We start from the raw sequence: 23,843 nt of genomic DNA, 5'->3' as shown, positions 1-23,843 counted from the left end.
CTCCTTAAACCGCAGCCGGTTTTTGCGCGGCTGCCGGTTCGGCCAGTACGCCTTCGGCAATTAAACGCTCAATATCACTGTCGGATAACACTTCGCTGGCCACCGCCCGGGAATGCTGCCCGATACAAGGCGCTGAAAAATTGCGGTGCGGGCGCTCGCCCTCAAACCGCCATGGTGGGCGCACCAGACGTAAACCATCACGCTCAGGTTCGTACATATCCAGGTGTTTCATTTGCGGATGCTCGGGTAACTCTTTGGCGGATAACAGGGGGGCGTGGGGCACGTCCATTTCCACCAGACGGGCATCCCAGTATTCTTTGGTCCCTTTTGCAAACGCTTCTTCTACGATGGGGCGCAGTGCAAAATAGTGTTCTTTGCGCTGCACATAGGTGGCAAAACGCGGATCGTCGAGTAAGTCTTCGCGGTTTAAGGCTTTGGCAAAGTTCTGCCAGAATTTTTCAGAGCCGGATAAATGAATGGCAAAAGCGCCGCCATCGGCGGTTTTTAAGCTAAAGCTCTGCGCTACCGGATGACGGGTTTCGCGGCTGGGTACATTGCCGGTTTCAAACATCTGCGTCATGGCATCGATAGTGATGGTAGACATGGCTTCCAGCAGTGAGGTTTGTACCACGGTACCTTTATTTTCCGGGTGTAGTTCACGGCCCACCAAAGCCGATAAAATACCGATAACCAGTACTAACCCGCCGGTGAGGTCGCCTACACAGGTGCCGGCAAGCTGGGGTTTATCCGCATCACTCATGATGGACAGGAAACCGCTCATACTCAGGCCAATGGTGTCGTAAGCCGCGCGGTCCTGCCAGGGGCCGCCTTCACCAAACCCCGATACCGAGGCATAAACCATCTTCGGGTTTAAGGCTTCAACGGCTTTTGGGCCAAGACCCAGCGCTTCCATTTTGCCCGGACGGGTGTTCTCCACCAGCACGTCAAATTTAGGGATTAAGGATTTAATTAAATCCAGCCCTTCCTGAGACTTGAGATCCACCGCTAAGCTACGCTTACCGGCGTTCATCTGAATAAAGTACGGGTCCTGGGTGCCCTGACCGCGACGGAAAGGGTCGCCACCACGGGCAAACTCTACTTTAACCACATCGGCACCAAGAGCGGCGAGCATAGACCCCGCGTATGGGCCGGCCACATAGTTACCAAAATCCAGCACGCGGATACCGCTTAGTGGTTTTGGTTGGGATTGCGAATTCGTTGTCATTGCGCCACCCCTTACGCTTTATCTGCGTCGACAGGTACAAAGTATGGCAAAGCAAAGTCTTCATCTTTCTGAATCACTTTACACTCAAGGGCCATACCGACTTTAAGGTCAACCTCCATACCAGCAGGGATCCCGCTGACCAGACGCACGCCTTCTTCTAAATCCACCAGCGTAACGATGTAGGGTACATCCTGCTCTAAGTGGGGATGTACTGCATGGCGTACCACGGTAAAGGAATTAAGGGTTGCCTTACCGGAAGCTTCTTTCCAACCGGTGTTAAATGAGCGACATTTCGGGCAAATCGGCGACGGCGGATGGTGGGACGAACCGCAGTCGTTACAGCTGTTTAAAAACAGTTTGCCCTTGGCCAGATGTTGCCAGTAAGGCTGTTCGAGAAATTGCTTAGCGGGTTTGATATTCATTATGCACGCCCCATAATCATTGAACTCGCCCCTCGCAGGGTCATAAATACGGTGTCGGCTTTCATTTGATTCGACGATTCACCGCGTAACTGTCGTACGCCCTCGGCGATTGAGTTAAGGCCATGGAAGTAGCCTTCAGATAAGAGGCCGCCGTGGGTATTAACCGGCAATGAACCGTTCGGACCATTCTGACCACTGATAAGGAAATCAGCAGCTTCACCACGGCCGATAAAACCAAAGTCTTCCAGTGCCAGCGGCACCATCATGGAGGTGGCGTCATATACCATAGCCACATCGATATCTGACGGTTTTAGCCCGGCGCGACCAAACAGCACCTCTCCTGCTTCTGGCGGAGCCAGGCTGTAAGTGTCTTTGGCATAAAGATACATGGGCACTGAACCCGGGAAGATATACTGGCTGGCAGAGAGCACATCCACGGCTTTCGCGCTCATGCTGCGTGCACGCTCCTGCGACACCAGCACGATAGCCATAGCGCCATCGGTTTCCAGGCAGTAATCAAAAATACGCAACGGCTCACTGATCACCCGGGCGTTTTTGTAATCGTCCATGGTCAGCGAGCGGTCTTTCATTAAGGCACGAGGATTGTTGTTGGCATATCTACGCTGGGTCACAGCAACAGAGCCAAGCATTTCGGTAAAGCGCTCGTCGCTCAGGCCATAATGACCTTTATAACTTTGTGCATACAGCGCGTGGTGCTGACCGGGCACTAACAAACCAAAGGGCGCCGAGTAAATATCTCCCGGTGGTTCCGGCTGGTGACTAATCAGCGCGTCGCCGTCTTCGCTCAGTACGCGCTCACCGCGGCCAAAGCGAACACCCGACCGTGCATTCAGTGCGCGGTAAAACACCACACAGGAAGCCAGGCCAGCCTGAATGGCCGCCGACGCCTGAGCGATGGCACCACAGCAGTTAACGCCACCAAATTCGGTTTCACCGTAGTATTTCAATGAAGGCAAGCCCAGTGCATTAACAATGGCTGCTTCTGAGGTGTTGTCCCAGGTGTAGCGAACTAAACCGTCTATATCGTTTACTTCCAGTCCGGCATCGTCCAGCGCACTTAAAATGGCTTCGAGGGCGAGCTTTAACTCGCTACGTCCGGAATTGGTTGAGAACTCGGTTTGCCCTATCCCAACAATACTTGTCTTCATTGAATAACCTCGTTGTTTTCTTTGGCTGGATCTAGCAACGATCACACCAATTTAACTGTTTCTCATATTATGAGATTTATAAACAAATACAACAAAGGAACGTGAAATAATTATTAAAATATTGTTTTTATTTAACAATTAATTGGACGGATGGTGTATTTCCGGCCTCAAAATGCTGAAATCAGGCCAAATTTTTTCGCTGAAACACGAAAATTTGCCGAAGAAATTAGGCAGTATAAGGATATTCGGGGGTTAAAATGGCATTATCAGAACAGAAGTGTTCATCGAAAAGACGTTTTTGTGTAGTGCAAAAAGACAGTATTTTGTTAACAACTAAAAGAAACCATTAACGGCCTGTGGCTGCACTGAGCAAAGGCCGTTAACGCTAACTTATGTTTTATAGCTCACCGCTATTCCTGCACCACTTCCTTAAGACGCTGAATAGCCGACACCGACGTTGGCCAGCCGGCATAGAACGCCAGGTGAGTGATCATTTCGGCCATTTCCTCCTGACTCACGCCGTTCTCCATAGCCTTAGGAAAGTGAACAGGCATCTGCTCTGTGCGGCCAAGAACAACTAATGCGGCGCAAGTGATTAAACTCCGATCGCGTGGTGACAGGGTATCGTTACCCCACACTTCTTTATATAAAACGTTATCACTGAAACCCGCTAGTCTTGGCGCAATATCGCCATATAACAACTGGGCTCCGCTAGGCTTATCACTCATTTAAATTCTCCTGTATCAAAAATCAGAATGCAGTATGCACTGGCAAATTCACCAAATTTTTACAATAATCAAAAAAATACTATTTACAAGTTAACTCATATTTTTACAAATTATTAAAAATATGGCGTTCTTTTTGCACTAGCTTCAAAACGCAATCTTGGTTGGGTGCAGTCAGATAATTCTTTCTGCTTTTATTTATCTCACTATTAGAAATTAATTATCTCTTATGATCAACACAGCTACCAACTCATCATCGATTAACCGCCCTGGCGGGAAGCAGCGTGTCACAAATGGAGTAAACGCCGTGGATAAACCTCGAATCATCACCGAAGAAGAAGCAAACAATAAGTGGACCAGAATGCAGGCGTTCACCATATTTTTGTGTTTTATCCTGATGGCGTTGGATGGTATCGATGTACTGGTAGTGTCTTTTGCAGCACCGCTATTAATTGAACAGTGGAATGTGACCGATGCCGCATTTGGCATGGTGTTCAGTGCGGGCCTGGCCGGCATGACCATTGGCTCGATGTTTTTGGCCCCGTTTGCCGACCGTATAGGTCGTAAACCCATTTTAATGGCCGCAACTATGGTGATTGCGATTACCATGCTGGCGGCAACGTTGTCGCAGAATCTGACCCAACTGATAATTCTGCGCCTGCTAACCGGTGTCGGTATCGGTTGTGTACTGGCCACAGCAACCTCCATGGGTTCAGAGTTTTCACCTAAAAAATATGTTGCCGCCGGCGTAATGACCGTGATGTCTGGTTATCCTGCCGGTGCCATGCTGGCTGGCGTTGTCGCCAATGATCTGCTGGTGAATTACGGCTGGGAATCGTTGTTCATTGTGGCTGGTTTATTATCGCTGGCACTGTTTCCGATAATGTATTTTCTGGCTCCTGAGTCGGTGCACTTTTTACTGGAACGTCGCAAAGAAGGCGATTTAGAGCGCGCTAACAAGTTACTCAGAGCTCAGGGTTTAAAAGAACACGACGACTACCCTGAGCGTGAAGAAGTCTTTGCCAAAACGCCTGCGGTGCCGTTTATGCACCTGCTGAAAAAAGAAGTTCGTACCACAACATTGTTGTCGTGGGTCAGCTTTATGGGCGCATTTTTTACGGTTTATTTCCTGCTAAGCTGGATCCCGCGTATCGCCAGCATGACCGGCTATCCGTTAGAGGTAGGTATTAAAGGCAGTGCACTGTTTAATGGTGGTGCGGTGATTGGCTTATTTATTGTGGGCTGGCTTACTGCCCGCTGGAACCTGGGTAAGGTTATCGCCTGTCTGTACGGTATTGCTACCATCATGATGGTGATGTTCGCCGAGTGGAACACCCCGGTCATCATGTACTACACCCTGTTATTTGGCATCGGTTTCTTCCAGCAAAGCGGTAATGGCGCACTGTATGCCACCGTGGCGCAGATTTATCCGACTAACATTCGTACCACCGGTATTGGCTGGGCAATTGGCATGGGTCGCCTTGGCGCTGTGCTTGGGCCTGCCGCTGGCGGTCTGGCACTTACCAGTGGCATGAGCGTGGCCTGGATGTTCGTGCTATTCAGTCTGCCGTTACTGGTAACGGCACTGTGTGCCTGGACCATTGGTGTGAAGTATTTCATCAAGCCTGCTAAACCGGCCATCAAAGCATAAGAGTTTTTGCTGATTAGCTTTTTTCACAATGAAAGTGTGTTTCGTGTTGTGTGATTGGTAAATAAGTGAAAAGGCTAATTCAGCGAATTAAAGTTGCCACCCTATGGGTGGCAATTTGTCTTTTGCGGCGACACATCGTTATTTTAAAACACACCCGCCTGCCTGATAGACTCTTTAAACCGGTTAATCAAACCAGTGCCGGGTACGATTAGCAAACCACACCAGCGAAAGCATCACCGGTACTTCCACCAGCACGCCCACTACGGTAGCCAATGCCGCCCCTGAATGCAGGCCAAACAAGGAGATTGCCACGGCAACCGCCAGCTCAAAGAAGTTCGAGGTGCCGATCATACAGGCTGGCGCAGCCACGTTATGGGGCAACTTCAATTGTTTGGCGATGAAATACGCAATGGCAAAAATACCGTAAGTCTGAATCAGCAGCGGTATTGCAATTAACACGATAGCCTGAGGCTGGGCCAGAATGGTTTCTGACTGAAAACCAAACAATAGTACTACCGTAGCCAGTAACCCAATGATGGACCAGGGCTTCATGGTGGCTAAAAACTGATTCAGTCGAGAATGATCATCGGTTTTATCCAGCTTCTTGCGTGTAACAGCACCGGCCACCAGCGGAATAAGCACATACAGCACAACCGATAAAAACAGCGTATCCCAGGGCACGGTAATATCGGTTACACCCAGTAATAAACCGGCTATGGGGGCAAATGCAAATATCATGATGATATCGTTAATAGACACCTGCACCAGCGTATAGTTGGCATCGCCCCTGGTTAACTGACTCCACACAAACACCATGGCGGTGCACGGTGCGACGCCCAGCAAAATCATACCGGCGATATATTCACTGGCTGTTTGCGGCTCGACCCAGTCGGCAAATATGCCCTTAAAGAATAACCAGCCCAGTACGGCCATAGTGAAGGGTTTAATTAACCAGTTGATGATTAGCGTGAGCACCAATCCTTTCGGCTTTTTACCTACACCCTTTAAGGCGCTAAAATCGATTTGCACCATCATCGGATAAATCATCAGCCAGATGAGTACAGCAATCACCAGATTGACGTGGGCATACTCAATGCCAGCAATCGCGGCAAATACGCCCGGCGTAACGCTGCCCAGCAAAATACCCACAACAATGGTAAGCCCAACCCACACCGATAAATAGCGTTCAAACAAGCCCATGGTACTGCTCCTTAAATAGACCGCTGATTAACGCGTTCACTGAGTTTCTCTGCCGACTCCACCCGCTCTGAGTAGCGATTCACAAAATAGTCTTTATTGTTGCGCAGCAACAGGGTGAACTTCATCAGCTCCTCCATCACATCCACAATGCGATTGTAATAGGGTGATGGCTTCATTCTGTCGTTATCATCAAATTCAAGAAACGCTTTGGCCACACTGGATTGATTCGGGATCGTCACCATACGCATCCAGCGCCCCAGTACCCGCAGTTGATTAACCACGTTAAACGACTGTGAGCCGCCACATACCTGCATGACCGCCAGGGTTTTACCCTGCGTCGGGCGCACACTGCCCACACTTAGGGGCACCCAGTCAATCTGGCTTTTAAAGATGCTGGTCATGGAGCCGTGACGCTCCGGAGAACACCAGACCTGCCCTTCGGACCACATCATCAGTTCGCGCAATTCCTGTACCTTGGGATGGGTGTCATCTTCGGTATCGGTTTGCGGTAAACCGGTGGGATTAAAAATCTTTACTTCTGCGCCCATACGCGTAAGCAAGCGCGCACATTCTTCTACCACTAAACGACTGAAAGAGCGTTTACGCAGCGAGCCGTATAACAGCAGAATACGCGGCGCATGTGCAGCATCAGCACTCTGGCATTTATCAAAGGTAGGGATATCCAACTGAGTTTCGTCAATATTGGGTAACGACATATCCATTAAACCTGCGCTCCTAATGCTGCCAGTTGAGATTTTAATTGTTCAGGCGATAAGGACTGCTGAGCCAGTGGCACCAGTTGATTGACCCTGTCGGTAATCTCAACGATACAGGCGCGGAAGGCAGCCGCTTTTTCTTCATCAGAACCTTCAATTTTTGATGGATCGGATAATCCCCAGTGCACTTTTACCGTTTGGCCAAACCACACCGGGCAGGCCTCTCCGGCCGCCGAATCACATACCGTAACCACTACATCCGGCGCAAAAGTTTCAAACTCATCCCAGGACTGACTGGCAAGGCCGTCGGTACTAATACCGGCTTCCTGTAAATACTGTAGTGACAGGGGATGCACCGCACCGGATGGCTGGCTGCCCGCGCTTCTGGCGGTAATGCTGTCGCCCGCATTGTGATTAGTAATAGCCTCAGACAAAATACTTCTGCAGCGGTTGTGCGTACAAATATAGAGAATTTTCATAGGTGACCTTTGGATTAGCAGGCAGCGCCCTGCTGTTTATAAGCGCGTAAGTTGGCCAGCGAGGCAGCAAGGTAGTCCGGGTTGCTGTCGCGGGTTTGAAGAATAATGTGTTGTGCCCAATCGGGCAGTGCCGGATGGAGCTGGTAGTACACCCATTTACCCCGCCGGGAGTCCTGCACAATACCGCATTTACGCAGTTCGGCCAGATGGCGGGATACCTTTGGTTGTTCAAGCTCCAGTGCCGCGATGAGATCGCACACACAGGCTTCACCTACCTCACTAATTAGCAGTAACGATTTAAGCCGCGTATCGTCGGCCAGACATTTGAATAATTGCAGCGGTGACATTACTTACTCCCTGATTAACACATACGAAATATCATATATATGAATTTTCATATGTCAATCAAATAGCGTGTAACGCGCAGGTACAAAAAAGCGGTAGCAGGAAAACCTACCACCGCTTTAAAACAATCAGTTTGTTTGTGAGAAAACGATGCTAAATCAGCGCAACCGCTTTTTCTGCCAGGGGTTTTACCAGTTCACCTAACTGTAAACCCTGAGCCGCATTGGAGGCATTTCCGTCCAGAGCCCGCTTCTTAACGCCTTGCAAAATAGCGGCAAAGCGGAAGAAACCAAACACCAGATAGAAGTTCCAGTTCTCTATTTTGTCGATGCCCATATGCTTGCAGTACATGGCCACATATTCTTCTTCGGTGGGAATACCCAGCGCCTCGCGATCCAGCCCATCCAACCCTGGTAATACGCCGCCGTCGTTGGATAAATGCAGCTGCATACACTGATACGCCAGATCCGCATAAGGATGGCCTAGGGTTGAGAGCTCCCAGTCTACCAGTGCCAGCACTTCAGGCTTGTCCTGAGCAAACATCATGTTATCCAGTCGGAAATCACCATGGGCTAAGCATACCTGGCCATCATCGGCCACGGTATTCGCCGCCAGCCAGTCGATAAGCGTATCCATCTCAGGAATCGTTTCGGTTTCGGTAGCACGATACTGTGTTGTCCAGCGGCTGATTTGACGCTCGTAGTAGTTACCCGGGCGACCATAATCGCTCAGGCCCACGGCGTCCACATCCACCTTATGCAGTTCTGCCAGTACGCGGCTCATTTCGGCATACATCTGGCTGCGCTCTTCTTTACTTACCTCTGGCAATGCCGGGTTAAAGAACACGCGACCATCGATATATTCCATCAGATAGAACATGCTGCCAATCACTTCAGTGTCTTCACACAGGTGATACACTTTGGCCACCGGCACCGGGGTGTCAGCCAGGGCTGAGAGTACACGGTACTCACGGTCTACCGCGTGCGCGCTTTTCAGCAGCTCACCGGGTGGCTTACGACGCAGCACATATTTACCACTGGCCGCTTCAATTAAAAACGTCGGGTTAGACTGACCACCGGGAAACTTCTCGGCGTTAATCGGGCCCCTGAAGCCCTCGACATGCTGCTCCAGATAGGCGCTCAGCACCTCGGTATCCAGCGTAACAGGTGTAGCTGTTGACATGAAAGGCTCCTCGTTTACTTACTGTAACGGTCGATAATTTGTTTGCCCAGTGCCATCTGATGCACCTGATCCGGACCATCCGCCTGACGACACCAGCGGGCATAGTTAAAGCCTTCGGCCATCATGTAGTCTTCGGTCAGTCCGCCTGCACCGTGCATTTGCATACAACGGTCAATCACGGTTTGAACCAGTAGTGGAACCGTGGTTTTGGTGGCAGCAATCATATCAATAGAGGCCATTACCCCTTGTTCATCGATTTTGCTGCAGGTTTTCAGTACCAGTAAGCGCGCCATCTCGATCTCTGAGAACGAACGGGAGATTTCCTCGCGCACGCTTTGATGTTTACTCAGCGGGCGGCCAAATGTGGTTCGGCTGTTGGCTCGCTTGCAGGCCAGCTCCAGCGAACGCTGCGCGGTACCAATGAGGCGCATACAGTGGTGCATACGACCCGGTCCTAAACGTGACTGGGCAATCTCAAAGCCCCGGCCCTCACCGGCCAGTACGTTTTCATAAGGCACACGGACGTTTTCAAACACCAGCTCGGCATGGCCAATTGGCGCATCATCAAAACCCAGCGTCGTTAACGGACGAACAATAGTCACGCCAGGAGTATGCTTAGGCACCAGTACCTGGGTTTGTTGCAGGTGACGGCTGGCGTTGTCCGGATCGGATTTACCCATCACGATAAAGATTTTGGTGCGCTCGTACATGGCATTGGTGATAAACCACTTACGACCGTTAAGCACCCACTCATCACCTTCACGCTTAATGCTCAGCTCAACATTGGTGGCGTCACTACTGGCCACCTGCGGCTCGGTCATGGCATACGAAGAGCGAATTTCGCCGTTCAGCAGGGGGGTTAACCATTTTTCTTTTTGCGCATCGGTGGCAAAATTCATGAATACTTCCATGTTGCCGGTGTCCGGTGCGTTACAGTTGAACACCTCTGGTGACCAGATCACCCGGCCCATGGTTTCGGCCAGCGGCGCATAATCAAAAAACGACAGACCGCCATGTTCGCTGTAATGGCCGTGGTCTTCCGGTACAAATAAATTCCACAGGCCGCGCTCTTTGGCTTTAAGCTTGAGCTCGTCCATGATGGCGAGCGGAGCAAAACGATTTTCAGCATTGTGCAGTTCTGTCGCATAGCGCTTCTCGTTGGGATAGATAAACTCATCCATAAACTTCAGCAGTTCGTTTTGCAGGCGCTGCGACTTTTCACTAAATTGATACATTGTTTATAACCCTATGCGACAGTGATTAATTGGCAGTGTTCAGCCGTCATTAAATGGCTGACATCGTTAACCGACTCCACAGTAAAATCGGTTCGGTTGGTAATAATGGTGCTGGTACTGGTGTTCTTAATACGCAAACTCAGATTAATGGTGCGTGTTGCATCAAGCCCTAAGAAATGCCCCAACAACATAGAGGTAGGGCCGCCGGACGTTACCAGCACAAGGCGGCGAAACGGCGAAGCCATCGCGCTTTCCAGCGCGGTTAAAATCCGTGATTTAAACCCTTCCCAGCTACAGTGGCCATCATCGGCAATATCGCCATTGGCCCAGTGCAGTAATGCGGCTTTGATATTGTGATAATAATCCCGTGGGCCATTGCCGGTGTCATGCCAGCTTTGCGGATACTGCGCCTTTAAACTATCCAGCAGATTTTGAAAGTCATATTCGTTTAATCCGCCATCCACGCAAACCTCTGGCTGCGTTACCTGCGTTTTCGTACTTAAGCCTTTGAGAAATGCCGTGGCGGTTTGCTCATGGCGCGCCATTGAGCCTAAGACCAGCTTATCTGCACCCAATGCCAGATTAGCCCACTGCCTGCCAAGCAGCTCCGCCTGTTGGTAGCCAACCGGGCTAAGCTGGTCGTAATTTGCAGCACCTAATGAGGCCTGGCCATGTCTGAGTAATATGATTTCTGCCACGATACGTTAACGATATGTAAAAAGATTTAACTTGTGTACAGTGTAGAAGTTATATCATAATCATCAAAGTTTATTTTTATGATGAAGTAAAATCACCAAAATCTATTAAGGTTTATAACGATGCGGTTAGATAAGCTCGATCTCAATTTGTTTGTGGTATTCGACATGATTTACCGGGAAGCGAGTGTGTCAAAAGCAGCGGAACGGCTGAACATGACCCAGCCAGCTATTAGTAACGCACTGGCGCGGTTACGTGATTCCCTGGGCGATCCGCTGTTTGTAAGGACTTCCGAAGGCATGCAGCCTACGCCAGTGAGTGACAGCATTATTGGTGATGTCCGTCAGGGGCTCGATTTACTGGGGCGCTGTAAAGCGGAGTTTGCCCAGTTTGACCCGCGCACCGCCACTAAAACCTTTCGCCTGGCCATGAATGATTTGGCAGAAGCGTTGCTGTTACCGCCACTGATTCAGCGCCTCAGCGAGGAAGCACCGGGCGTACGCATTACCTGTTACTATCACGACAGGGATACTGCGGTGGACGAGCTGAAATCGGATAAATACGATTTACTGATAGACACGCCTACCTTTAATCCCAAAGAACTGGGATCAGAGCACCTGATGACACTGGATTATCTGGTTATGCTGAATCAGGAACATCCACTGGTATCCGGGATGTTAACCCTGAAGGATTACCGCAGAGCCGAACATGTGCATGTTTCGAGTCGTCGTCGCGGTCGCGGGCACGTGGATATTGCGCTGCATAAGCTGGGCGAAAGCCGCACTATCAAAACCCGTATTCAAAACTATCAGGTGGCCGCCAGAATAACGCAGAACACCGATTTACTGTGGACAGCACCAGCCCCCGTTGCCAGACTGGCCAACCTGGCCACTCAATCTCCCCCTTTTGATATCGATCCCCTGATCTGGAATGTATTCTGGCAGGAGCGCAATGAAGACGATCCTGCCACACTCTGGCTGCGGGATATGGTTAAAAAAGCCGCTTTCGATTGTCATGCAGGGTAATCAAGCCTTAATCCGGAGCAAAATAGCGTGAAGTATTTGTTTTCAAGTTTACTGGCTCTCTCAATAAGTGCTCTAGCAGGACCGGTAGTAACCACTCACACCGGCAAAGTAGAAGGTAACACTACCACCAACCACATCAATGTGTTTCTGGGTATTCCCTATGCCGCCACTACCGCAGGTGACAACCGCTGGCAACCACCACAACCGGTAACCCCCTGGCAGGGCGTAAAGCCCGCAACGACCTTTGGTGACATCTGTATGCAGCCTCAGCCTGGCCCGTACGGCCCCTGGACTACCGAGTTTCAGCCCCAGGGGAACATGAGCGAAGACTGCCTGTCAGTAAACGTGTGGACAGCTGGTACCGATAAATCAAATCGACCGGTACTGGTCTGGGTGCATGGCGGCGGCCTGACAACCGGCTCGTCGGATGTACCCTTGTACAATGGAGAAGCCCTCGCCGAACAAGGCGTGGTGGTGGTATCACTGAATTACCGGGTAGGTATTTTAGGCTTTTTAAGTCACCCGGCATTACAAAAAGAAAATGGCATGAGCGGTGAATACGGCCTGCTGGATCAGGTTGCGGCGCTTAAATGGGTAAAACAAAATATCGCCAGCTTTGGTGGCAACCCTGACAATATCACGCTAGCTGGCCAGTCGGCAGGCGCTGCCTCAGTGCAGTGGCTCATGTCATCGCCCCTTACCGCAGGGCTGTTCCACAAAGTAATCGTGCAAAGCGGCGTGGCCGCCGGTGGCTTTTTACCCAAAGATCCTCACGACCCCATGGACATTGGTCGCGCTGCCCAAGCGCGGTTAGGCGCTGATACGCTGGCACAAATGCGAGCAGCGCCTGCCGCAGATGTGGTTGCCGTAGGTCGCTCTCTGAAACTGGAAGAACAAGGCCGGCCGGTGCGCTTTGATCCGCGCATGGGCGTTAACTTTTTCCCGACTTTTCGTGATGCATCAATCCCGATGCTGACTGGTTTGAATGCGGATGAAAACTCAGCCTTTTTACGCTCCCAGGAAGTAGATAAAGACGGATTTAACCACTTTTTACAGCGCCATTATGGAGACGATGCTGACCTGTTTACCAGCTTGTATTTAACCGATGACAAAACTTACACCCAGGCTGTGCGCGAGATTCGCCGCGATGCCGGGCTGGCCTCCATGCACATTCGCCTCAACCAGCAGGACACCCCGGATACCGTATTTGCGTACCTGTTCAGTTATGAGCCACCGGGCGAACCTAAGGGCTTTGGCAGCTTCCACTCCGGGGAATTACCCTACATGTTTGGTAACCTGGATAGCACACTGCGCCCTTATGACAAACAGGACCAGGCATTATCAACAACCATGATGCACTACTGGCTGCGCTTTATTAAAGCAGAGAACGTGGGTAAATCGCTGGAAGACTGGACAGCTTACGACAGCAAACAACAGATTATGCATTTTGCTGATGAACCGCTGGCCAATATGCAAACACTGCTACCAGCAGAAAAACTCGAGGCGTTTTTACACACCTATAAAAACGGCCACCGGGTTAGTATTGTTTCACCCTAAGGGGTCGCCCTAAGGGAGCACCCTGACTTAAGGGGTCGCCCTGAGGGATCGCCCTGACTTAAGAGTCGCAGCCGGAACACTTCGGCTGCGCACTGCTTGTTTTACAAACCTTTACGCTGAATCGTCCAGGTAGGGTCCAGACACATGCGGCAGGATCGGCCGGTAAAAGTGCGTCCTGCGGCTTCATCACCGTATAACTGCCATTGCAGCCAATCCAGCGTTACCTGCGCCACACGCCCACCGTTTGCCTCATTAAATGTACCAAGATGACCAACCTGTAAATTTGCCATAACCGCTGGGACATGATCTATTTTACTAAAATCATCCAGTGCATTTTCATAAGCAATATCTTCAGGCCCGCCAATCAGGTAAATCACAGGCGTATGAATTGAAGCCAGTGCTTGTTTGGAAATATCCATGCGTTTGGCAAAGGGATGCGAATCAGGGAAGGTGCCGGTATTATGCAAAACCACGGTTTTAATGCGTGAATCAGGCGCTACTTTTATTGCCTGCACTCCGCCGCAACTCCAGCCACTCACAGCAACGGCCTCGGAGTCCAGCTTGGCATACAGCTCGCTCTCAGGATCCTGATTCTGCGCCAGTGCCCAGTCGAGCGCCGTGAGCAGGTCCTGATAAGTGGTTTCTTGCTTGGGTAAATTCATCACCGGATCAATAACCGGCGCAGGGCGAGGCTCAGACCCCGGACCACTGTAAATTCGCCCCGGCGCAATGGCCAAAAAGCCATGGGAGGCAATTTCCAATAAATGATTTCGGGAGCTGGCTCCGTTACCGGAACAACCGCCGTTGCCAAATAACAAAATACCCAGTTTTTTGTCTTGCAGGCCAGCAAGATCTTTGGGCAGATACACCGTATGGGTATCAAGAGAGGCCATTATCTTCTTTTCTGCCGGATAGGCTCCTGTGCCCTCAGTATCCGGCAGCACCTGCATATAGGCTTCCCGGGCTAGTTGTTCCGGACTCAGTTGAAAGCGCTGACGTTCTGGTGGTTGCTGGCCCTGTGCTATGGCACTGAGTAAAGTGCTGGCAATCAATATGATGGAAGAAACTAATAGAGACAGACGCATCCTTATATCCTTATTTAAACAACAGAAAAACCGCCAGAGCTAAACGCGCCAGCGGTTAATTACAGTTACAAATCAATAAGTTTTACTTCACCACCGTTTTGATAATGGCGTTCAAACAGTGCCAGCTTTTCCTTACTCAGCAGCGGCCGAACCGACTTAACACCGCTTTCGCCAAACACCATTATCTGGTTAGTGTCATCAAGCAGCGGCCAGTCCAACAACTTCCCTTTTAAGGATTTCGCTTTGATAAAGGCAACCCAGTAATTCACCATGGTGTCAGACAATGTCTGGTCATAACCGGAATAAGGGCGCTCACCAGGTTCAAGATTGCCAAACATATAGGGCAGTTCGCCGGAGTGAAAACTCGCGTAGTCCTGTGGCTCGCCTGGCGGTTCGTGGGCAAACAGATAACCATAGGCAACCAGCGGGGCATCATGCTGTTGTAAACGCAGTTTGGTCGATACCAGCCCTTCATCACGACGTAACGCCAGCGACTCATTCAGGTAGTTATCATCATCGCTGGTATACAGCGCTTTAAATTGCTCGGCGAGTTCGCCATAACGTCGCTCTACATAGGCGTTAAAATCGGCTTTACTTAAGGTTTTCATTGGCCGGAATGCCGAGGCTTCTGCACCGGTGATCCCCGTGAGTACCGGAATGGTGTTATCCAACAAATCCTCCCCAAAGGTTTTCCCCTGACGGACCGAAAAACGAATACGGCCGCTTTCACCAGGTAATTTCACCTTTGCCGCTGCTGCCAGCACCTCGTTAGTAGGTAATTCGCGCAAAGCCTTTAAACTACTGGCGTTCAGGTCTTTTTGCAGCTGCTCACCAATACGCAGCGCCCGTTCAAAATTGCCCGGCGGTGCAAACCCGGATAAACCAATCCCACTTTGAATAATCGCTTTGTGATAAAGCCCCCGGGAGGCCTGAGTAGACATCAGTAGCTTAACCGATGCAGCCCCGGCCGACTGACCGGCGATAGTGACGTTGCCGGGATCACCACCAAAGCCGGCGATATTATTGTGTACCCATTTAAGTGCCGCAATCTGGTCGAGCAGGCCATATTCACCGCTGAAGCCATTTTCGGCTTCCAGTTCAGGATGCGCCAGAAAACCCAGCACGCCCAGGCGATAGTTGATGGATACCACAACCACGCCTTTGCCAGCCAGATGCGCGCCGTCGTAAACAGGCACATCCGATGAACCTGTGGTTAGCCCGCCACCGTGGATCCATATCATCACCGGTAACGATCTGGCTTTGGTATCGGGGGTCCAGACATTCAGCGACAAGCAGTCTTCACTCATCTTGCCCTGGGCCAGAAATTCGTCGGTCCAGGGGCCAAATTCCACCGGTTCTGGCTGCACACAGACAGGACCAAAGTCAGTGGCAGATTTAACCCCCTGCCAACTAGTTACCGGCTGAGGTGGCCGCCAGCGATTCTCCCCAGCGGTGCTTGCTGCATAAGGAATTCCCAGAAAAGCATCGACATTGTTACCCAGTGTTTTCCCCCTGAGCTTACCAGCATGAGTGGTCACTACTGTGCCTGCCATCGCGTGAGCTGTGAGACCGGCGAGTAATAGTAAAGCGGCAATGCATTTCATAGTTGTTCTCTTATCAGCTTGTTATTGCAGTGGGTCTATAGCTGTCATACGGGTTTTATGCGGTAGCGTCACCGCCATAGAACCGCCATTTTCAAACAGCAGGACCTGCTCGCTCTGCTCGTTGTACTCCGGCCACGACGTCAATTTACTGCTGTTGGGATCTAAGGTTTTAATAAAGTTAGTCCAGTAACTAATCATTAGTGCCGACATGGCTTTATCATCCGCAGTCCAGCCAATGTCGCGGGTGTGCTGGGTACCTAACATGTAGGGCAGTTCAGCACCGTGGATAGCACCTTGAGGTACGCCGGGACGCACCGGTGGATTGTGGTTGAAGTGGTAGTAGTATACCGGCGTATCACCATGGCGCTTTTGTAAGCGCGCCCAGCTCCAGGCCTGAATGGCAAAAGTGCTGTCGGTGCCGTAATCAATGGCAGAAGCAACCGCCTGGTTATCATCTTCTGCCGGATAGGCGGCCAGCACCTGTGAAGCCTTATCACCGTAGCGCTGATTTACCATGGCTTTAAATTCATCGGCCGTTTTAATGGTATTAAACAGCGCGCCTTCATACTCGTTAAGTCCGATGAGCAACGCCACATCATTTTGCTCCCCCTGCTGATAGAGTGCAGTGGGATCTTTAGTGATGACGTAACCATCAATGGTTGGCCAGGAACTGCTGCGGGTAAAACCACTGGTTGCCGTGGCCGCATTGACAATCACTTCGGCAGGCAGTTTACGCAGCTCAGCCAGCGACGATGCCCCGGCGTTTTTCATCAGCGTTACCCCGGCTTGTTCAGCCTCTGCAAGGCTTGCCATCATGCCGGTATTGACGACCGACGCACCACTTTGCGAGATAACCCCGCGAAACAGTCCTGAGGCCAGTGGCGTTTGCGCCATTAAACTCACCGACATTCCCCCGGCTGACTCCCCCATGATAGTGACTTTTTGCGGGTCTCCGCCAAAGGCCGCAATGTTTTCCTGTACCCACTTCAGTCCGGCCACCTGGTCCATCAGCGCATAATTCCCTGACGCATTATGTTCTGATTCTGCGGAGAGTTCCGGATGACTGAAAAAGCCCAGCGGCCCCAGGCGATAGGCAATGCTTACAAACACCACGTCGCGCTCTGCGATGGCTGTACCGTCAAATAATGACATGGCGGTGGAGCCATAGGAAAAACCACCACCGTGTATCCAGACCACCACCGGCAGATTATCGGCGGCCTTTTGCGCCGGCGTCCACACGTTAAGATACAGGCAGTCTTCGCTGACCGGCTGACCCGGGTTACTCATGATTGGATGAATTGTCTGACTGCAACCCGGCGCAAATTCCGTGGCACTGCGCACGTTTGCCCAGGCTTCGACAGGCTCAGGCGCCTGCCAGCGGCGCTCGCCAACGGGTGCTTTTGCAAACGGAATTCCTTTAAATACACGCAGCGAGTTTTGCTGGCTGCCTTTAACCTTACCCTGTGCAGTTGCGACTACCAGCGGATCGGCAGGTTCCGACCCGCACCCTGACATCATGACACTGGCTACAATGGCCAGCGCCAGGCGGGAGGCATACCTGACTGTTTTGCCCAGACGGTTAAAAGGCATTGGCAACATTAACGTTTTTTGCATAATGTGGATTCTTCTTAGTAGTGGCGAAAGGTGATTGAAAACAGACATTATTTATCTGTTTCCGGAGCAAAACACACGCCAATGTGGTTCAAACTGCCAGCAATTCAGCCTGGCGACTGCCGCGCAGATGTTAACAGGATGTATACAGGTTAGTTGAACGACCTCGTTAAGCCAGGCCCTATGACCGCTAAAACGACAGAGTGTGCATAGTATAGGCACTATCGTCTCTGCCCGGGTTTGCCGGCATGGCTCCAACATCAATAGGCCAACGACCTCGCAAAGTACTCCATTTATTGAAGCAAACAGAGTAATTTACGGTGGCATAACCTGATATCAGGGCGATTGTTTAAATGAGTCGCGCGCTCAGCGCCTTTAATACCGCGCGGGTGCGGTCCCGGGTATGTAATTTGGCCAAAATATTCGACACATGATTCTTCACCGTGCCTTCAGCCAGAAACACCGTGTCGGCGATTTCCTTGTTGGAATAGCCACCGGCGATCAGTTTCAGAATATCCAGTTCGCGTTCGCTTAGCGGCTCGATATCCGGATCGGCAAACGTTGAAAGCTGCTCCTGACTCAGTTGATTTAACAGTACCGGCTCTGCCAGCATACCGCCGCCATACACGGTAGTAATAGCATCATGCAACTTAGCGGTATCCACATCCTTTAATAAAAAACCGTTGGCGCCAGCGGCCATAGCCTGGGTAAATAACCCCGGATCATCAAAGGTCGTCAGCACAATCACTTTGGTCTCGTCGCCACGCTCGCGCATTGCCTGCACGGTCTCGATGCCGTTTTTTACCGGCATACGGATATCAGTAAGCAGAATATCAACGGGTTGCTGGGCCAGCATGGCCAGCGCCTGTTCACCGTTGTCGGCCTGCCAGCTAATGACGATATCCGGGCGTAACGACAGTAAACTGGCAATACCCTGACGGACCATAAGTTGATCATCTGCAATAGCTACCTTAATCATATTGTTGTTCCTTGTAGGGGAGACTGACGGTGACTGTCCAAATCTGATGGTCTGAGGTTAGTGTGACAGCACCATCCAGCTGCGCGGCACGCTCGCGCATATTGGCCAGGCCCGAGCCGTCCGAAGCAGCTGGCGAGCCGGAAAACGAATTGCTCACGGTCATAGTGAGAGATTCTTCATCCTGCTCAAGGGCAATAATCAAATCTTTTCCGTTACCGTGGCGCAAAGCGTTGCTCACAGCTTCCTGACAGATTCGTAATAATACTTCAGCGTGATGACTCGACTGTAAAGGACCGCTTAACCGCCGTTCAAACCTGGCCGATACCTGAGGTAAATGGCTGAACAAAGAATCGATAGCGGCGTTCAGGTCAAGCTGCGCGCTTTGTTTGTTTTCCCGTACCACACTGCGGATCTGTTCCAACAAATCTTTGGCGATAGCTTTGGTTTCATTAACGTCAGACTGTTTTTCTGCGGGCACCGTCTGACTTAAAAACTCCAGATTGAGTAGCAGAGCGGTAAGCTGGTGACCACAAATATCGTGCAGATCACGGCTCAGCTTCAGCCGCTCAGACTGGCGCGATGCCTGCTCCAGTAACGCCCGGGTGGACATCAGTTCGGCATTCGCCTGTTCCAACGCCAAACGGGCCTTGCTTTCCCGTACGGCAATATCCGCCACCGTAAGCGAAAAACACTGAAATGCCAGGTTTAAGGCAATAGCGATAAGCGATGGAGACAGCCCCTGATTCCACCCCACGTGGTACAGCAAAAAAGCAATACCGTTAATGGCCAGCAGGGTAATGATCGCCTGATGACGGTTCACAAAAAAGGGTAATTGCCCGGCAAAAATCACCAGCAGGATGAGGGCGTCGGTTGACTGGCAGGTAATAAACACTGCAAAGAAACCGCACACCTGAACCAGCATTAACAGCAAAGATAAACGATGGTTAGCGGTAACTCTATCGCTAAGGTTGATCAGCAAAAAGCCGCCGAGAAACAAACCAAAGCCGCCATAATAGGCCAGCGTGGCGCCGGCGAATTCGGCCCGTTCGCGGGTAATCAGCATAACGGCCAGCCAGCCCAGCACGCCGGCCAGTAATAAGGTACGATTTCGTTCGGTGGATTTCATGTAGTTGTGCCCTGATTTTCCCTGGGTCTGAACAGTATCTGCCCTGAAGCAGTCCGACAGGTGCCAGAAGTCATGATTTTACCATGCATGACTTTTGGCACCTGTTATCCGTGAGTGCGTTTCGTAAAGTGAGCTTACATCACTTACGGAGAGTTACCATGAAAACCCTGTTACCCGCACTAACCTCTTTATACTGTATCAGTGCCACTGCAGCAAACGTCGAGATTGTGTTCAGCGATATCAGTTCACTCCGCGGCGAATTGTATATAGCCGCCTACAATTCTGCCGATGCCTTCACGCAAAAGCAGGCATTTCAAAGCCAGATTATCCGTGTATACAAAAGCAATCAAACCGCTGTGCTGGCCGATTTGCCCGCCGGTGACTACAGCGTTATGGCGTTTCAGGATCTCGACGCTAACCGTACCTTAAACTCAAATATGATGGGCATACCTACCGAGCCCTATGGCTTTAGCACTAATCCGCACCTGATGGGTCCGCCGTCATTCGATGCCATCCGTTTTACCGTTGGCGAAGATGATATGTCTATTACGATTAACATGGAGTAGCACATCATGGATCGTCGCGATTTTCTTAAAAATATGAGCATGGCGGCCTGCGGAGCGCTGGTCAGCAGCGCCGGCTTTAATGCCCTGGCTGCCGACAACGAATCCTATTACCAGCAGTTTAAACGCCAGTTAAAAGCTAACCCGATATTGCGCGGATGGGAGGGTTTATCGGCAGATATTGCGCCGCGCGAATTTACCTGGCAGGGCAAACTACCTGATGCGCTGGTCGGCAGGCAGTTTTACCGAAATGGCCCGGCACGAGCGGTGCTGGGTAACCAGCGCTATACCCACTGGTTTGACGGTGACGGTTTTGTTCATCGCTATGCCTTTGGCAAGCAGGCCGTTACGCATTCAGGGCGTTTTGTGCGAACCAAGAAATTTAATGCCGAAAGCCGCGCCGGGCGTTTTTTGTATAACGGTGCCGGTTCGGTGATTGAAAACGCCAGACCTTCCAAGAGTGCAGAAACCGTGAATACCGCAAACATTGCACTACTCCCGGTTAACGGCGACTTATGGGCATTGTGGGAAGCCGCTATGCCTTACAATCTTGACCCAACCACGCTGGAGACCAAAGGCCAGGTTTCACTGGATAACGCACTGGATGGCGTGCCCTTTTCAGCCCACCCCCATGCGGACCGATTTGGCAATATATGGAATTTTGGCGATCTCTCTTTTTTTGGTCAGCCAGCGATGGTCATTTATCAGCTTAATTCTCAGGGTAAACTTCTGCAGTATAAAATGGTGTCGGCACCCGCAAGTTACGTACACGATTTTGCCGTGACCGATAACCATCTTATTTTCTATTTTCCGCCCATTACCAAACAACACGGCGCCGAAACGCTTATCGATAGTATGCAATGGCATAAAGACCAACCCGGCCAGTTATTGGTGATTGATAAAAATACCCTGACCCCGGTGATGCAGGTGCCCTTTGACAGCGGCTTTGTATTTCATTTTGGTAATGCCTGGCAACAGGGCCAGCAACTTGTGGTTAACGCCTGCTGGTACAATAATGCTGATGTTATGCTCAATGGCGTAAATTCCGTCATTGCAGAGCAGGCACAGCAGCACCACAGAAGCACTGCTGCGCAGATTCATATCGACTTATCGGCTAACACCGCGCGATTGCAAAGTACTAATCACGAGATGGAGTTTGTGCAGTTTGACGGGCGCTTTACCGGCAAACCTACGGCACAACAGTTTGGCGTGTATGCCGCTAACACCGCCGGCAGAGCAGATTACAACAGTATTGCTGCGCTTAATACCGAGAGTGGCGTGCTGGATTTGCACCGGCTGGGAAATGACTTTTTAACCGAAGAACCGCTGTTTATTCCAACCGGCAATAAGCCCGGCGAAGGATATCTGGTAAATACCGCACTTAATTTTAAGGAAGGTGCCACCTACTGCATGGTGTTTAATGCGCAGCATGTCAGCGATGGTCCGGTTGCCTGGGTAAAGCTCGACAACTACATGCCAATGGGATTTCATGGCGCGGTGATATAAATTTTGCCACGCACAAGCAGAAAAGCTGAGAATTACTCTCAGCTTTTCAGAACAAGTGATGGTCTTTGGCTTAGCCGAAAAAGTTTACCCGCTGGTTAAACACCAGCTCATGCATAATCGGAATCACATCCACCGGCATATAGGTGCCTGCCTTGCTTTGCACATCAAGATGCATGGTAGCACGGTTAGCAGTGGAATATTCAGGCCAGGCTGGCAGCGCAGCAACCGATGGGTTACCGGTTTTAGCAAACTGTACCCAGGCACTGGAAATATCCGACGCCAGCTTTTTCACCTCTTCACCGCCGCCGGTAATCACTTTACCTTCCTCATTTGCGGTATCAAACACAAACGGAATTTCCAGGGTATGCGGTGAGTAGAGTTTACCTTCCATAATCGGCGATTCCATCTCAAACCGGTAGGTATACACCGGCGCACCGCCAGGGACCATTTTGGCATCGGCAATGGCCACTAACAGAGTGCCCATAACGGCATCAGAGATCATTCTGAACCACAGGAAAGACGGTGTTTTACCGGCAAAAGCCTGGCGATAACTACTTAAAACCGTTGGCGCATACTGCTCACCAAACTTGGCGGTAACGCGGGCGTCCAATTGCTCGTCGGTAAGGTTATATGCGGCCTTATCCGGGATCATAAACAAGCTCATTTCGGTGCCTGTCTGGCCAATAAGTAACGACACCCCTTTAGCTGAGGCATTGGCTACCGGGTCAAATACATGATCGACAATAAATTCGCCATCTACTACCGGCCAGAAGCCAGCTGGAAAGCCCGGGGCAGCGCGGCTAAAACGGGCACTGGCGCGTTTCTCGGCCGCCACAATATCCTCGAAAGACATATCATGGATTTTATGTGCGGTTTCTTTGGTTACCCCTAATTCTTCGAGCATAATGTTGGCGACTTTGTCGGCTTCTTCCTGGCTCATAAAGCTTAACAACGGGCCACTTTGAATAGCCGCTCGCTGGAACAGGCCTTTTGCAGATGGCACGCCCATCAGGGTAGACACCTTCCAGCCGCCGCCGGATTCACCAAAAATCATAACCCGGTCAGTATCACCGCCGAACGCTTCGATATTGGTATTCACCCATTTAAGGGCGGCCACCATGTCTTTGGTTCCCAGGTTATCTGAGTCAGCGAAATCACCGCCCAGTACCCGTGAAAAATCAACATAGCCCGAGGCTGCCAAACGATGATTAACGGTGACCACAATCACATCACCGCGACCGGCCAGATTAGTGCCATTGGTGAGGGGCGATGAACCACTGCCGCCAGAAAAGCCACCGCCATGGAACCACACCATCACCGACAGCTTGCCTTTAACATTGGCAGGTGCCCACACATTAAGTGCTAAACAATCATCACCGCGGGAAACCGAAGGGTCGTCGGCAAACGCAACGCCCACTGGCGTTCTGCCGCCGCCTGATGAAGGCTGCTGTGGTGAGGAATTGGCAAAGGTATCGGCTTTCTTAACGCCCGACCAGGCTTTTACCGGTTGTGGTGGCTTAAACCGGTTTTTACCGGCAATCGGCTGACCATAACGAATCCCATAAAAGCAGTTAACATTGCCACGGGTAAAGCCTTCCAGCTTTCCGTACTGGGTTTCAACCACGGGTCCTTTCGCCTTTGCGTGCACGCTCATTCCTGTTAGTAGCATCCCGGCACCAACCGCTTTTATAACGGCACGGCGGGATTTGTCTTCGATATTATTGGTTGTCATTTTGTACTCC

The 23,843-nt window shown here is 50.9% G+C and carries 22 protein-coding genes; 5 read left to right on the top strand and 17 right to left on the bottom strand.

Translation table 11 applies throughout. From position 1 onward, the window contains the following. Positions 1 to 4: 4 nt before the first annotated feature. The 4 genes from BFC17_RS05120 to BFC17_RS05105 all read right to left on the bottom strand — a co-directional run bounded on the left by BFC17_RS05120 (position 5) and on the right by BFC17_RS05105 (position 3,544). Positions 5 to 1,225, bottom strand: coding sequence for a CaiB/BaiF CoA transferase family protein (locus BFC17_RS05120; protein ID WP_070175375.1), 1,221 nt, complete (start codon positions 1,223 to 1,225; stop codon positions 5 to 7). An 11-nt stretch (positions 1,226 to 1,236) separates the two neighbouring features. Next, positions 1,237 to 1,647, bottom strand: coding sequence for a Zn-ribbon domain-containing OB-fold protein (locus BFC17_RS05115; RefSeq protein ID WP_070175374.1), 411 nt, complete (start codon positions 1,645 to 1,647; stop codon positions 1,237 to 1,239). Then, on the bottom strand, positions 1,647 to 2,816 hold the full coding sequence (locus BFC17_RS05110) for a thiolase C-terminal domain-containing protein (protein ID WP_070175373.1): 1,170 nt from the start codon (positions 2,814 to 2,816) through the stop codon (positions 1,647 to 1,649). The genes BFC17_RS05115 and BFC17_RS05110 overlap by 1 nt, the downstream gene beginning before the upstream one ends. Before the next feature lie 410 nt (positions 2,817 to 3,226). Beyond that, positions 3,227 to 3,544, bottom strand: coding sequence for a carboxymuconolactone decarboxylase family protein (locus tag BFC17_RS05105; RefSeq protein ID WP_070175372.1), 318 nt, complete (start codon positions 3,542 to 3,544; stop codon positions 3,227 to 3,229). Positions 3,545 to 3,848: 304 nt separating this feature from the next. On the opposite strand from BFC17_RS05105, the gene BFC17_RS05100 reads away from it, so the two are divergent. Further along, complete coding sequence (locus BFC17_RS05100) at positions 3,849 to 5,192, top strand: MFS transporter (RefSeq protein ID WP_070175371.1); 1,344 nt, start codon at positions 3,849 to 3,851, stop codon at positions 5,190 to 5,192. Positions 5,193 to 5,375: 183 nt separating this feature from the next. Here BFC17_RS05100 and arsB read toward each other — a convergent pair whose 3' ends face one another. The 7 genes from arsB to BFC17_RS05065 all read right to left on the bottom strand — a co-directional run bounded on the left by arsB (position 5,376) and on the right by BFC17_RS05065 (position 11,047). Further along, positions 5,376 to 6,392, bottom strand: coding sequence for an ACR3 family arsenite efflux transporter (gene arsB, locus BFC17_RS05095; RefSeq protein WP_070175370.1), 1,017 nt, complete (start codon positions 6,390 to 6,392; stop codon positions 5,376 to 5,378). 11 nt (positions 6,393 to 6,403) lie between these two features. Then, entirely contained in the window at positions 6,404 to 7,114 is a 711-nt protein-coding gene (arsH, locus tag BFC17_RS05090) for an arsenical resistance protein ArsH (RefSeq protein ID WP_070175369.1), read from the bottom strand. Beyond that, positions 7,114 to 7,587, bottom strand: coding sequence for an arsenate reductase ArsC (locus BFC17_RS05085; protein ID WP_070175368.1), 474 nt, complete (start codon positions 7,585 to 7,587; stop codon positions 7,114 to 7,116). The genes arsH and BFC17_RS05085 overlap by 1 nt, the downstream gene beginning before the upstream one ends. A 14-nt stretch (positions 7,588 to 7,601) precedes the next feature. After that, entirely contained in the window at positions 7,602 to 7,934 is a 333-nt protein-coding gene (locus BFC17_RS05080; RefSeq protein WP_070175367.1) for a metalloregulator ArsR/SmtB family transcription factor, read from the bottom strand. A gap of 151 nt (positions 7,935 to 8,085) precedes the next feature. Continuing rightward, positions 8,086 to 9,114: a phosphotransferase gene (locus BFC17_RS05075; protein WP_070175366.1), complete on the bottom strand. Its 1,029-nt coding sequence runs from the start codon at positions 9,112 to 9,114 to the stop codon at positions 8,086 to 8,088. Positions 9,115 to 9,128: 14 nt separating this feature from the next. Beyond that, entirely contained in the window at positions 9,129 to 10,349 is a 1,221-nt protein-coding gene (locus tag BFC17_RS05070) for an acyl-CoA dehydrogenase family protein (protein ID WP_070175365.1), read from the bottom strand. Between the two features lie 11 nt (positions 10,350 to 10,360). Beyond that, the gene (locus BFC17_RS05065) at positions 10,361 to 11,047 is read right to left on the bottom strand and encodes a histidine phosphatase family protein (protein WP_070175364.1); all 687 of its coding nucleotides are present in this window, start codon (positions 11,045 to 11,047) and stop codon (positions 10,361 to 10,363) included. Between the two features lie 120 nt (positions 11,048 to 11,167). Here BFC17_RS05065 and BFC17_RS05060 point away from each other — a divergent pair, with 120 nt between their 5' ends. Both BFC17_RS05060 and BFC17_RS05055 read left to right on the top strand, forming a co-directional pair. Beyond that, positions 11,168 to 12,070 carry a LysR family transcriptional regulator gene (locus tag BFC17_RS05060; protein WP_070175363.1) on the top strand — a complete coding sequence of 301 codons (903 nt, stop codon included), beginning with the start codon at positions 11,168 to 11,170 and terminating at the stop codon, positions 12,068 to 12,070. A gap of 27 nt (positions 12,071 to 12,097) precedes the next feature. After that, entirely contained in the window at positions 12,098 to 13,627 is a 1,530-nt protein-coding gene (locus BFC17_RS05055; RefSeq protein WP_070175362.1) for a carboxylesterase/lipase family protein, read from the top strand. 101 nt (positions 13,628 to 13,728) lie between these two features. Here the strand turns inward: BFC17_RS05055 and BFC17_RS05050 are convergent, their stop codons facing one another. The 5 genes from BFC17_RS05050 to BFC17_RS05030 form a co-directional block, all read right to left on the bottom strand. Then, entirely contained in the window at positions 13,729 to 14,712 is a 984-nt protein-coding gene (locus BFC17_RS05050; RefSeq protein ID WP_083271592.1) for a dienelactone hydrolase family protein, read from the bottom strand. A 65-nt stretch (positions 14,713 to 14,777) separates the two neighbouring features. After that, positions 14,778 to 16,316, bottom strand: coding sequence for a carboxylesterase/lipase family protein (locus BFC17_RS05045; RefSeq protein ID WP_070175361.1), 1,539 nt, complete (start codon positions 16,314 to 16,316; stop codon positions 14,778 to 14,780). 21 nt (positions 16,317 to 16,337) lie between these two features. Then, on the bottom strand, positions 16,338 to 17,930 hold the full coding sequence (locus BFC17_RS05040) for a carboxylesterase/lipase family protein (RefSeq protein ID WP_175439526.1): 1,593 nt from the start codon (positions 17,928 to 17,930) through the stop codon (positions 16,338 to 16,340). 346 nt (positions 17,931 to 18,276) lie between these two features. Continuing rightward, complete coding sequence (locus BFC17_RS05035; RefSeq protein ID WP_070175360.1) at positions 18,277 to 18,906, bottom strand: response regulator; 630 nt, start codon at positions 18,904 to 18,906, stop codon at positions 18,277 to 18,279. Then, a complete protein-coding gene (locus tag BFC17_RS05030; RefSeq protein WP_070175359.1) occupies positions 18,899 to 20,032 on the bottom strand; it encodes a sensor histidine kinase in 1,134 nt (377 codons plus the stop codon). Before BFC17_RS05030 ends, BFC17_RS05035 begins: the two co-directional genes overlap by 8 nt. 158 nt (positions 20,033 to 20,190) lie before the next feature. Between BFC17_RS05030 and BFC17_RS05025 the strand changes: the two genes are divergently transcribed. Together BFC17_RS05025 and BFC17_RS05020 are read left to right on the top strand one after the other, a co-directional pair. Beyond that, positions 20,191 to 20,598, top strand: coding sequence for a DUF2141 domain-containing protein (locus BFC17_RS05025; protein WP_070175358.1), 408 nt, complete (start codon positions 20,191 to 20,193; stop codon positions 20,596 to 20,598). A gap of 6 nt (positions 20,599 to 20,604) precedes the next feature. Then, positions 20,605 to 22,101: a carotenoid oxygenase family protein gene (locus BFC17_RS05020; protein ID WP_070175357.1), complete on the top strand. Its 1,497-nt coding sequence runs from the start codon at positions 20,605 to 20,607 to the stop codon at positions 22,099 to 22,101. 70 nt (positions 22,102 to 22,171) lie between these two features. Here BFC17_RS05020 and BFC17_RS05015 read toward each other — a convergent pair whose 3' ends face one another. Next, a complete protein-coding gene (locus tag BFC17_RS05015) occupies positions 22,172 to 23,833 on the bottom strand; it encodes a carboxylesterase/lipase family protein (RefSeq protein ID WP_070175356.1) in 1,662 nt (553 codons plus the stop codon). Positions 23,834 to 23,843 lie beyond the last annotated feature (10 nt).

The sequence above is a fragment of the Marisediminitalea lipolytica genome, assembly GCF_001758465.1.
Classification (GTDB): domain Bacteria; phylum Pseudomonadota; class Gammaproteobacteria; order Enterobacterales; family Alteromonadaceae; genus Alteromonas; species Alteromonas lipolytica.
This window is presented reverse-complemented; position numbering and strand designations above follow the sequence as displayed.

Bases quoted from the DNA above. Each gene is read 5' to 3' on its own strand.
- BFC17_RS05120 (WP_070175375.1), bottom strand. From the start codon at position 1,225: ATGACAACGAATTCGCAATCCCAACCAAAACCACTAAGCGGTATCCGC.
- BFC17_RS05115 (WP_070175374.1), bottom strand. From the start codon at position 1,647: ATGAATATCAAACCCGCTAAGCAATTTCTCGAACAGCCTTACTGGCAA.
- BFC17_RS05110 (WP_070175373.1), bottom strand. From the start codon at position 2,816: ATGAAGACAAGTATTGTTGGGATAGGGCAAACCGAGTTCTCAACCAAT.
- BFC17_RS05105 (WP_070175372.1), bottom strand. From the start codon at position 3,544: ATGAGTGATAAGCCTAGCGGAGCCCAGTTGTTATATGGCGATATTGCG.
- arsB (WP_070175370.1), bottom strand. From the start codon at position 6,392: ATGGGCTTGTTTGAACGCTATTTATCGGTGTGGGTTGGGCTTACCATT.
- arsH (WP_070175369.1), bottom strand. From the start codon at position 7,114: ATGGATATGTCGTTACCCAATATTGACGAAACTCAGTTGGATATCCCT.
- BFC17_RS05085 (WP_070175368.1), bottom strand. From the start codon at position 7,587: ATGAAAATTCTCTATATTTGTACGCACAACCGCTGCAGAAGTATTTTG.
- BFC17_RS05080 (WP_070175367.1), bottom strand. From the start codon at position 7,934: ATGTCACCGCTGCAATTATTCAAATGTCTGGCCGACGATACGCGGCTT.
- BFC17_RS05075 (WP_070175366.1), bottom strand. From the start codon at position 9,114: ATGTCAACAGCTACACCTGTTACGCTGGATACCGAGGTGCTGAGCGCC.
- BFC17_RS05070 (WP_070175365.1), bottom strand. From the start codon at position 10,349: ATGTATCAATTTAGTGAAAAGTCGCAGCGCCTGCAAAACGAACTGCTG.
- BFC17_RS05060 (WP_070175363.1), top strand. From the start codon at position 11,168: ATGCGGTTAGATAAGCTCGATCTCAATTTGTTTGTGGTATTCGACATG.
- BFC17_RS05050 (WP_083271592.1), bottom strand. From the start codon at position 14,712: ATGCGTCTGTCTCTATTAGTTTCTTCCATCATATTGATTGCCAGCACT.
- BFC17_RS05045 (WP_070175361.1), bottom strand. From the start codon at position 16,316: ATGAAATGCATTGCCGCTTTACTATTACTCGCCGGTCTCACAGCTCAC.
- BFC17_RS05040 (WP_175439526.1), bottom strand. From the start codon at position 17,930: ATGCAAAAAACGTTAATGTTGCCAATGCCTTTTAACCGTCTGGGCAAA.
- BFC17_RS05035 (WP_070175360.1), bottom strand. From the start codon at position 18,906: ATGATTAAGGTAGCTATTGCAGATGATCAACTTATGGTCCGTCAGGGT.
- BFC17_RS05030 (WP_070175359.1), bottom strand. From the start codon at position 20,032: ATGAAATCCACCGAACGAAATCGTACCTTATTACTGGCCGGCGTGCTG.
- BFC17_RS05025 (WP_070175358.1), top strand. From the start codon at position 20,191: ATGAAAACCCTGTTACCCGCACTAACCTCTTTATACTGTATCAGTGCC.
- BFC17_RS05020 (WP_070175357.1), top strand. From the start codon at position 20,605: ATGGATCGTCGCGATTTTCTTAAAAATATGAGCATGGCGGCCTGCGGA.
- BFC17_RS05015 (WP_070175356.1), bottom strand. From the start codon at position 23,833: ATGACAACCAATAATATCGAAGACAAATCCCGCCGTGCCGTTATAAAA.